12 protein-coding genes are annotated in these 8351 nt (G+C 75.6%); 5 read left to right on the top strand and 7 right to left on the bottom strand.

Features of this window, described 5'->3' with window-relative positions; genetic code table 11:
- Positions 1-83: 83 nt before the first annotated feature.
- The 6 genes from ACOV8S_RS03020 to gvpO are packed head-to-tail and all read right to left on the bottom strand — an operon-like array spanning position 84 to position 3156.
- A complete protein-coding gene (locus tag ACOV8S_RS03020) occupies positions 84-362 on the bottom strand; it encodes a hypothetical protein (protein ID WP_448315956.1) in 279 nt (92 codons plus the stop codon).
- 5 nt (positions 363-367) lie between these two features.
- A complete protein-coding gene (locus ACOV8S_RS03025; protein WP_448315957.1) occupies positions 368-1051 on the bottom strand; it encodes a hypothetical protein in 684 nt (227 codons plus the stop codon).
- Complete coding sequence (locus ACOV8S_RS03030; RefSeq protein WP_448315958.1) at positions 1048-1341, bottom strand: gas vesicle protein GvpG; 294 nt, start codon at positions 1339-1341, stop codon at positions 1048-1050. Before ACOV8S_RS03030 ends, ACOV8S_RS03025 begins: the two co-directional genes overlap by 4 nt.
- A 4-nt stretch (positions 1342-1345) precedes the next feature.
- Entirely contained in the window at positions 1346-2206 is an 861-nt protein-coding gene (locus ACOV8S_RS03035) for a GvpL/GvpF family gas vesicle protein (protein WP_448315959.1), read from the bottom strand.
- Between the two features lie 2 nt (positions 2207-2208).
- A complete protein-coding gene (gvpJ, locus tag ACOV8S_RS03040) occupies positions 2209-2799 on the bottom strand; it encodes a gas vesicle protein GvpJ (protein WP_448315960.1) in 591 nt (196 codons plus the stop codon).
- Between the two features lie 30 nt (positions 2800-2829).
- Positions 2830-3156, bottom strand: a complete 327-nt coding sequence (gvpO, locus tag ACOV8S_RS03045; protein WP_382557756.1) for a gas vesicle protein GvpO — start codon at positions 3154-3156, stop codon at positions 2830-2832.
- 158 nt (positions 3157-3314) lie between these two features.
- Between gvpO and ACOV8S_RS03050 the strand changes: the two genes are divergently transcribed.
- From ACOV8S_RS03050 to ACOV8S_RS03070, 5 genes are all read left to right on the top strand, one after another.
- Entirely contained in the window at positions 3315-3884 is a 570-nt protein-coding gene (locus ACOV8S_RS03050; RefSeq protein WP_448315961.1) for a DUF2243 domain-containing protein, read from the top strand.
- Positions 3884-4759, top strand: coding sequence for a cytochrome c oxidase assembly protein (locus ACOV8S_RS03055; RefSeq protein ID WP_448315962.1), 876 nt, complete (start codon positions 3884-3886; stop codon positions 4757-4759). The genes ACOV8S_RS03050 and ACOV8S_RS03055 overlap by 1 nt, the downstream gene beginning before the upstream one ends.
- Positions 4760-4885: 126 nt before the next feature.
- Positions 4886-5503, top strand: a complete 618-nt coding sequence (locus tag ACOV8S_RS03060; RefSeq protein WP_448315963.1) for a dienelactone hydrolase family protein — start codon at positions 4886-4888, stop codon at positions 5501-5503.
- Positions 5504-5575: 72 nt separating this feature from the next.
- The gene (locus ACOV8S_RS03065; RefSeq protein ID WP_448315964.1) at positions 5576-6238 is read left to right on the top strand and encodes a phosphoribosyltransferase; all 663 of its coding nucleotides are present in this window, start codon (positions 5576-5578) and stop codon (positions 6236-6238) included.
- Positions 6235-6579, top strand: coding sequence for a DUF6343 family protein (locus tag ACOV8S_RS03070; RefSeq protein WP_448315965.1), 345 nt, complete (start codon positions 6235-6237; stop codon positions 6577-6579). Before ACOV8S_RS03065 ends, ACOV8S_RS03070 begins: the two co-directional genes overlap by 4 nt.
- Positions 6580-6639: 60 nt before the next feature.
- Here the strand turns inward: ACOV8S_RS03070 and ACOV8S_RS03075 are convergent, their stop codons facing one another.
- On the bottom strand, positions 6640-8259 hold the full coding sequence (locus tag ACOV8S_RS03075; RefSeq protein ID WP_448317333.1) for a SpoIIE family protein phosphatase: 1620 nt from the start codon (positions 8257-8259) through the stop codon (positions 6640-6642).
- Between the last annotated feature and the right edge of the window lie 92 nt (positions 8260-8351).

The raw sequence follows: 8351 nt of genomic DNA on the forward strand, positions 1-8351 counted from the left end.
GCCGAAGGCGTCCTTCAGTTCGTCGATCGGCAGCCCTTCGTCCCGGCCGCCGCCGCGTTCCTGTCGTCCGTTCGCCATGCCGTTCACTTCCCTCGCCGAGAGCCGGAGCCGGACGCCGAGCCGGATCCCATCCGCCCGGCGACGCGTCCCAGGCCGCCGGCCTTCTCCGCCTTGTCGGCCAGGCCGCCCTCGCCGCCCGCCGAGTCGAGGAGCCGTTCGGTCACGCCGCTCAGCCGGTCGCCCGCCTTCGACACCAGGCTGCTGCCCAGTGCTCCCAGCAACTCGCCGAAGGCGTCCTTCAGTTCGTCGATCGGCAGCCCTTCGTCCCGGCCGCCGCCGCGTTCCTGTCGTCCGTTCGCCATGCCGTTCACTTCCCTCGCCGAGAGCCGGAGCCGGACGCCGAGCCGGATCTGGCCGCCGTCTTCTTCTTCACCGCCGCGTTGGCCACCGCCGGACCGGTCGAGGCCGCCCGTCGCACCGTCGCCCTGCGCGCGCTGCCCCGGTTGGCGGTGGAGTTGCGCAGGCCCGCCGAGCCGGCGGAGGTCCGCCGGGGGGCGCCCCCGCGGGCGGCGGGTGCGTCCTCGTCCTCCTCGCGGTCCTCGTCGTCGTCCTCGTCGTCGTCCGTGTCGTCCTCACGGTCCTCGCCGGACGGCTCCTCGTCGTACGCGTCGTCCTCGTCGTCGTAGCGGTCGTCCGCGTCGTCGCGCTCGTCGGCGTCGTCGTCACGGTCGTCGGCCGCGCCGGACAGGCGCTCGCCGCGGTCGCGCAGCGAGTCGCTGAGGTCGAGGAGCTTGCGGCGGGCGGCCGCGGTGACCGCGGCGCGGCCGGCGTCCAGCACCTCGTGACGCATCTGGTCGGTGAGGTCCTGGAACTGCGGGGTCTCCCGCAGCTTGGTCAGGCCCTGGGTGGCGAGCTGGGTGGGGGACATGCTGAAGCGCCGCCCCGCCAGGTAGGTGCCGACGGCCAGGGCCAGCTTGGCCTTCTTCGTCCGGCCGAGGAGGTATCCACCGGCGACGGCCGCGGCCATCGCCGCCTTGCAGTTCTGGTTCATCGAAGTCCCTCGGGAGTGCGGGTGCGGGTGCGGGTGCCGGTGGCGGGCCGGCCGCCCACGCGGCGGACAGGGTTCTCCAGCAGCCTCAGAAGGCGGTCCTCCTCCTTCTCGAAGGCCGCCTCGTCGATCTCGCCCTCGTCCAGGGCGCGGTGCAGTGCCGCCAGGCGCGCCTGCACCAGACGCGGATCGCGGGCCTGGCGATCGGCCTCGCGGGCCAGTTGGTCGGCGATCCACACGGTTCCCCGGACCGGGGCGAAGGGCAGCAGCAGGATCTCGGTGAACAGCCCCACGCCCCTACCTCCTGGTCCCGGCGCCGGCGGACCTGGCGGTGGACCGGGCGGGCCCTGCCCCGGCGGGGCGCGCGCCGCCGGCCGCCGGGGCAGCCGTGGTGGGGGCGTCGACGAAGCTGTAGCAGGGCAGCGGCCCCGTCAGGCTGAGCGCCAGCCGCGTGCCCTGGCGGCGGGCCTGCTCCTCGACGGCCTTCCGGAAGCGCCGCTCGGCCTCGGCCGGCACCAGGAACGAGGCGCTGAGCACGACCGTGTCGTCCACCTCGCCCCGCGCCGTGCGGCGGGCCAGCGGGGACAGCCGGTCCAGCACCTCGCGGGCGGCGTGCCGTGCCTCCCGGGTGACCGCGCGGGCCAGCGCCTCGCCCAGGCGGACGTTGGCGTCGTAGTCGGGGCGGCGGCGGGTGCGCCGGGCCAGCTCGCGCAGCTTCTCGTCCCGGCGGACCAGGTCCTCGAAGCAGCCGGGCACCGTGTGCCCCTTCACGTTCATCTCGACGCAGCCCCGGATCCGCTCCAGCTGCGTCTCGAACTGCGGCCGCTGCTCCCGGAGATAGGACCCCAGTGTGTCCTCGTCCTGGGCGAGCACGGCGAACCGCATGGGCAGGACGGGGCCCTGCCCGGACAGCTCGTCGAGCACCGCCTGGTGGGCCGCGAGGTGGCGGCGGCGGGCCCGGATCTCGGCCGGAGCCGAGGAGACCGCCGCGCACAGGGGGCCGGAGGTCAGCAGCCGGACGGCCGCGCCGTCCACGCCCGGGGCGCGGGGCGCCCGGACCCCGGCCGGCGCGATCCCGTAGACGTACAGGGAGCCGGTGGTGACCGGCGCCGCCGAGGGGGCGCCGCCGGACAGGACGGCGGAAGGAGCGGTGGCCACGGTCAGTCCTCCGAACGGCGGCGCGGGCGGGGCCGGTCGCGGTCCCGGTCCCGGTCGCGGTCACGCTCGCGCCCACGGTCCCGGGCGGCCCCGGCCGGTCGGCGGCGGTCGTCGTCGGTGCGGCGGTGGCGCTGCGGCCGGGGCCTCTCCTCGTACTCCTCCTCGCCGAGGTCCTCGTCCGCGGCGCCCTCGGCGAGGTCCGCGTACTCGGCGTCCTCGTCGTCCCGGGTGTCCGTGCCGAGCACGCCGCGCACCTTGTCGCCCAGGGAGCGGCCCGCCTTGCGGGCGCCCGCCTTGGCGACCGTCTTGCTCATCGCCCCGCCGCCGAAGAGTTCCGGCACGGTCTTGCTGCGGGAGGTCCGCTCCAGGTCGAGTCGGTTGCAGGCCTCGGCGAACCGCAGATAGGTGTCGACGCTCGCCACGACGATGCGGGCGTCGATCTTTATGATCTCGATGCCGACCAGGGACACCCGGACGAACACGTCGATGACCATGCCGCGGTCGAGGATCAGGTCGAGGACGTCGTACAGAGTGCCCGCGCGCGGCACGCAGGCCAGTTCGTCGGCGTACGGGGACGGAGTCACGACGGTCATGGGTGTTCCTTCCGGAAGGGGTGCGGCCGCCTACTGGTCGGCGCCCCCGCGCCGGTAGCGAGCGGTGCGGCAGTACTGGACCATCCGGCCTTCGGCGTCCAGTTCCACCTCGTAGGTCGCGAGCAGGCTGGTGGTGTCGGGGATGCGGGCCAGTTCCAACACGTCGAGGACGACGCTCCAGCCGCCCTCCTCGCTCCTGCGGACCGCCGACACGCCCTCCTGCGGGTGGTGGACGAGTGCCGCGAGCTCGTCGGCGGCGCACCGCGCCGCGTCGGCCGCGGAGCGGACCTTGCGCTCCCGCGGAGCGCGCCTGGTGGCCGTGGCCGAGGCGCGTCGCCGCTCACCGTTGTCTGCCATGGGACAACTCTTGCCGCATGACGCGTGCCGGCGCGTGCGCAGTTGGGCCGACCGGGTGCGCACCTCCACCGGGCGGTTCGGAAGAGGACCGGAGGGAAACCGTGCCCGGAGCACGGAACACCGCGCGAGAGCCGCGTGACGGGTACGGAGGGACAGGCATGGCGAGAGAGGACGGCGCGCGGGCGCTCACGGCGACGCCCAGCAGTCTCCGGCTGCCCGGCATCCTGCTGGGGGCGGGGCTCGGAGGGTTCGTGGACGGCATCCTCCTCCACCAGATCCTGCGCTGGCACCACCTGCTCAGCAGCACCGACCAGGACCGTGTCGGCATCCGGTACTACGACCCGAAGACCGTTCCAGGACTGGAGATGAACACCGTCTGGGACGGCATCTTCCACGCGCTCTGCTGGCTGCTGGTCCTGGCGGGCCTCGCCGTCCTGTACGGCAGGGTGACCCACGACCGGCGGGCGGTGTGGACCTCGCCGGTGCTGTGGGGATGGGTGCTGTTCGGCTGGGGCGTGTTCAACATCGCCGAGGGCCTGCTGAACCATCAGATCCTCGGCGTGCACCACGTCCGGGCCGGTGAGCACCAGGCGTGGTGGGACGCGGGCTTCCTGGTCCTCGGCGTCCTGCTGCTGGCGGTCGGCCACCTGGTGCGGCGTCGCGGCCGGGCGGTCGACCCGTCCGCCCCGCGGGAGGCCGGACGGACGGTCCGGGACCACGACGTCTGATGGAGCACGGACCCCACCAGCACGACGACGGCGGCGCCGGCCCCGGCTTCCCCGAACTCCTCGGCCACGTGCCGGTCCTGCTGGTCCTGACCGCCCTGGCGTGCGGCTTCCTCCTCGGCGCGCGGCGGGCCCGGCGCCGCAACCCGGAGCGGGGCTGGAGCAGCCGCCGCTCGGCGTCCTTCCTGACCGGTCTCGGCCTGCTCGCGGTGGCGCTGTTGCCTCCGCTGGGACCGGCGGCCCACTCCGACTTCCGCGCGCACATGGCCCAGCACCTGCTGATCGGGATGTACGCGCCGCTCGCCCTGGTGCTGGCCGCGCCGGTCACCCTGCTGCTGCGGGTGCTGCCCGCCGCGTCCGCCCGCCGGGTGACCGCCGTGCTGCACAGCGCGCCCGCCCGCCTCCTCGCGCACCCGGCGGTGGCGCTGCTGCTGAGCACCGGCTCGCTGGTGCCGTTGTACTTCACCCCCCTGTACGGCGCCCTCATGGCGCACCCGGCCGGTCACTGGCTGCTGCACCTGCACCTGCTCGCGTCCGGCTGCCTCTTCGCCCACGCCGTCGCCGGACCGGACCCGGCGCCCGCCCGTCCCGGGGTGCCGGCCCGGCTGGTGTACCTCGGGGCCGCGATCGCCGCGCACGCGCTGATCTCGCAGGCCCTGTACGGCCGCTTCCACGTGTACGTCGACGCCCCGGTCGCCCAGCTCCGGCAGGGCGCGGAGCTCATGTACTGGGGCGGCGACCTCGCCGAGCTCCTGCTGGCCGGTGCGCTGGTGGCGACCTGGCGGCCGGTGCGCCGCGGTGGCGCCGGCCCGGTACGCGCGGCCACGGGCGGGGTACCCGGGCCGGGACGCCGGACCGCGGCGCGTCCGTCGGCCTGAGCGGGACGCGCGGCTCCGGCGGGCCGCGCCCCGCGCGTGTGCGCGGCCCGGGACAGGACGAGGCCGGCAGCACAGGGAGATGAGCAGCCATGACGTCCCACAGCGCCGAGCTCCCTTCGCGGGGGGGTGACCCTGGACGGCGACCTCGCCGTGCCACCGAGGGCGCGCGGCGTGGTGCTGTTCGCGCACGGCAGCGGCAGCTCGCGCCTCAGCCCCCGCAACCGCGCGGTCGCCGAAGGACTGCGCCGGGCGGGGTTCGCCACCCTGCTGATGGATCTGCTGACGCGCGCCGAGGAACGCGAGGACACTGCCACGGCGGCGCTCCGCTTCGACATCGCCCTGCTCGCCGGACGCCTCGCCGACGCCGTGGACTGGGTGGGAGGCCACCCGGACACCGCCGGCCTGCCGGTCGGCCTGTTCGGCGCGAGCACCGGGGCGGCCGCCGCGCTCACCGCGGCCGCCGAACGGCCGGGCAGCGTCCGCGCGGTCGTCTCCCGGGGCGGCCGCCCCGACCTGGCCGGCGACGCGCTGCGGCGGGTCGGCGTACCGGTGCTGCTGATCGTCGGCGGGACGGACGAGACCGTCCTCGACCTCAACCGGCAGGCCGCGATGCACCTTCCCGGAGCCCACCGCGTCCACGTCGTGGGCGGCGCGACCCATCTCTTCCCGGAACCCGGCGCGCTCGAGGAGGTCACCCGCGCCGCCGCCGACTGGTTCCAGGAACACCTGGCGGTGCGCGGCTGACAGGGGCCGACAGCGGCATCACGTGACCGGGGGAGCGAGGAGAACCGGGGGGAGTGAGGAGAGAAGAGATCCATGCGATTCCACGACCGCCGGGAAGCCGGCCAGGAACTCGGATTCCGGCTCATGCAGTGGGCCTCCGACGGCGAACTCTTCGAGCCCGTCGTCCTCGCGCTGCCACGCGGCGGCGTGCCGGTGGCCGCCGAGGTCACCCGGGCCCTCGGGGCGCCGCTGGACGTGCTGGTGGTGCGCAAGATCGGCGTGCCGGGCAGCCCCGAGGTGGGCGTCGGCGCCGTCGTCGGCGACGACCCGCCCCTGTTCGACCGGACGTCACTGGACATGCTGGGCCTGAGCGAGGAACGCCTCGCCCCCGACGTGGCCCGGGAACGGGAGGAGGTGCGGCGGCGCTCCCTGCGCTACCGGGGCGAGCGGCCCCTGCCGGACGTCCTGCACCGGGCGGTGATCCTCGTCGACGACGGCCTGGCGACAGGCGTCACCGCCCGCGCCGCGCTGCGCCACCTGCGCCGCCAGGACCCCTCGCGGCTGATCCTCGCCGTGCCCGTCGGCGCGCCGCAGGCCGCCTCCGCGCTGCGGGCGGAGGCCGACGACGTGATCTGTCTGCGGCAGCCGCCGGACTTCCAGGCGGTCGGTCTCTGGTACGAGGACTTCGAGCAGGTGGACGACGACGAGGTGGTCCGCATCCTCGAGGCGTCGAGGCGACGGGAGGCGACCCTGTGAGCGGCGGCCGGTCCGGAGGCCAGGGCGCCGGTCCCCAGGACCCCCGACGCCCGGACGGCAGGGGGCAGGCGGCCGGCAGGCGCCGCCGCAGCGGCACGGAACCGGTCACCGCGCGCAGCGCGCTGGGACTGCGGCTGCTGCTGTCGGCCGTCTTCCTGCCGGTCTTCGTCGCGCTGACCGTCTTCTTCGCCCTCTGGGCCGCCGACGTCGGACCCGGGGAGAGCCCCGACCGCGGCATGCTGATCACCTTCACCGTGGTCTGTGCGCTGGTCGCCCTGCTGGCCGCGGCCGACCTGCTGGTCGTCCTGCGCAGGCGCCGGCGTGCACGCGGCGGCGCCTGACTCCGGCCGGCCGGAGGCCGCCCGGCCCGCCGGGGCCGGGAAGGCGGGCGGCCGGGGAGGTCAGCCCAGCCGCGCCGCGAGGAGGGCGATGTCGTCCGTCTTGCCCTTGCCGAACCGGTGCAGGAGCACGTCGCACAGCTCCTCGATCGCGCGGGGCGCCTCGGCGAGGGTCGCCCCCAGTTCGTCGAGGCTCTCGGTGAGGTCCACGCCCGGCACCTCGACCAGGCCGTCGGTGAGCAGCAGCAGCGTCGAGCCCTCCGGCACGTCGTGGCTCACGCCCGGCGGGTGCCTCAGGTTGAGGCCCAGCAGCGGGCCGTGCTCGGTGAGGTAGCGCGTGGAGCCGTCCGGATGCCGCAGCAGCGGAGGGATGTGGCCCGCGTTCGCGACGTGGACCCGGCGGGCCCCCGGCTCCACCAGCACCAGGCAGACGGTGACCGTGATCGCCGGCCGCAGCCGGGTCAGCAGGGCGTCCAGCCGGTCCAGCAGGGTGCGCGGGTCGTGGCCCTCGATGGCGTAGGCGCGCAGCGCGTGCCGCACCTCACCCATGATCATCGCCGCCTGCAGGGAGTGCCCCGCGACGTCGCCGATGGCCAGCAGCAGACCGGCCGGCGTCTCGATGACCTCGTAGAAGTCGCCGCCGATCTCCGAGTCGTCGGCCGCCGGCTCGTAGCGCACCGCCAGATCGACGCCCGGCACCTCGGGGAGCCGGTCCGGGAGGAAGGTGCGCTGGAGGGTGAGCACCAGGGCGTGCTCCTCGCTGCGCGAGCGCAGCGCCTCCAGCGCCAGCGCGCACGCCTGGGCCAGCTGCGACAGCAGCTCCCGGTCGTCGACCCCGGCCAGCGCCCCGGCGTCCACGGCGAGCGCGAGGGGAGGCCGCCCCTTCTTGGTGCGGGCGAGGATCAGGGCGACGTCACCGGTGAAGACGTCCGCCCCCGCGCCGTCCTCCCGGCACACCAGGGTCCGCCACTCGGCGGCCGGCAGCATCGCCGTCGCGGTGCCGGTGCCGTCCCCCAGCACCCGGCCGGCCAGCAGGTCCAGCAGGCGCTGCTCCGGAGTGGACAGCTTCACCGGCGGGGCGTCGCCGGACGGGTCGGGCCCGGGCCCCGCCGCACGGTCCGCGGAGGCCAGGTGCAGCATCCGGTTGTCCGGGCTCAGGGCCACGGCCACCGCGGGCGACTGCATCAGCGTGGCCGCGCCCGCCGCGGCCGCCTCGGTGAAGGCGCGCCCGTCCCGGGCCGCGTACACCGCCAGGGTGCTGCTGTTGAGGGCCGCCACCCGGGCCGCCAGCCGCTCGGCGCGGCGGCGGGCCCGGGCGTAGCGCAGCGCGGCGGTGACGGTGGCCAGCAGCTCGTCCGGGGCGATCGGCTCGGTGAGGTAGGCGTCGGCGCCCCGGTGCAGGCCCTGGGCGCGGTCGCTCACCTCGATGGCGGTCGCCGAGATGTGGATGACCGGCAGCGAGGCGGTCCGCGGGTCCGCCTTGATCTGCTCGCAGACCTCGAAGCCGCTCATGTCGGGCAGCCGCACGTCCACCACGGCCAGCTCCGGCAGCTCCCCGTCCGCCGCCGAGGCCAGCAGGGCCAGGCCCTCCGCGCCGTCCGCGGCCTCCACCACCGTGTGGCCCGCCCGGCGCAGCCAGCTGCTGATGATGTAGCGCTTGGTGTCGTTGTCGTCGAGCACCATCACCCTGGCGACGGCGCTGTCGTTCTGCAGACAGGGGCTCACGACCGTGGGTCCTTCCTGATCGCCCCCTGTGCCGTGCTCGCCCCCCGCTC

The sequence above is a fragment of the Streptomyces sp. CO7 genome (assembly GCF_053474865.1).

What these genes read in the sequence shown, in the direction of transcription:
- ACOV8S_RS03075 (WP_448317333.1), bottom strand. Translation starts at nt 8,259, where the DNA reads ATGGTGCTCGACGACAACGACACCAAGCGCTACATCATCAGCAGCTGG.
- ACOV8S_RS03025 (WP_448315957.1), bottom strand. Translation starts at nt 1,051, where the DNA reads ATGAACCAGAACTGCAAGGCGGCGATGGCCGCGGCCGTCGCCGGTGGA.
- ACOV8S_RS03050 (WP_448315961.1), top strand. Translation starts at nt 3,315, where the DNA reads ATGGCGAGAGAGGACGGCGCGCGGGCGCTCACGGCGACGCCCAGCAGT.
- ACOV8S_RS03055 (WP_448315962.1), top strand. Translation starts at nt 3,884, where the DNA reads ATGGAGCACGGACCCCACCAGCACGACGACGGCGGCGCCGGCCCCGGC.
- gvpJ (WP_448315960.1), bottom strand. Translation starts at nt 2,799, where the DNA reads ATGACCGTCGTGACTCCGTCCCCGTACGCCGACGAACTGGCCTGCGTG.
- ACOV8S_RS03065 (WP_448315964.1), top strand. Translation starts at nt 5,576, where the DNA reads ATGCGATTCCACGACCGCCGGGAAGCCGGCCAGGAACTCGGATTCCGG.
- gvpO (WP_382557756.1), bottom strand. Translation starts at nt 3,156, where the DNA reads ATGGCAGACAACGGTGAGCGGCGACGCGCCTCGGCCACGGCCACCAGG.
- ACOV8S_RS03020 (WP_448315956.1), bottom strand. Translation starts at nt 362, where the DNA reads ATGGCGAACGGACGACAGGAACGCGGCGGCGGCCGGGACGAAGGGCTG.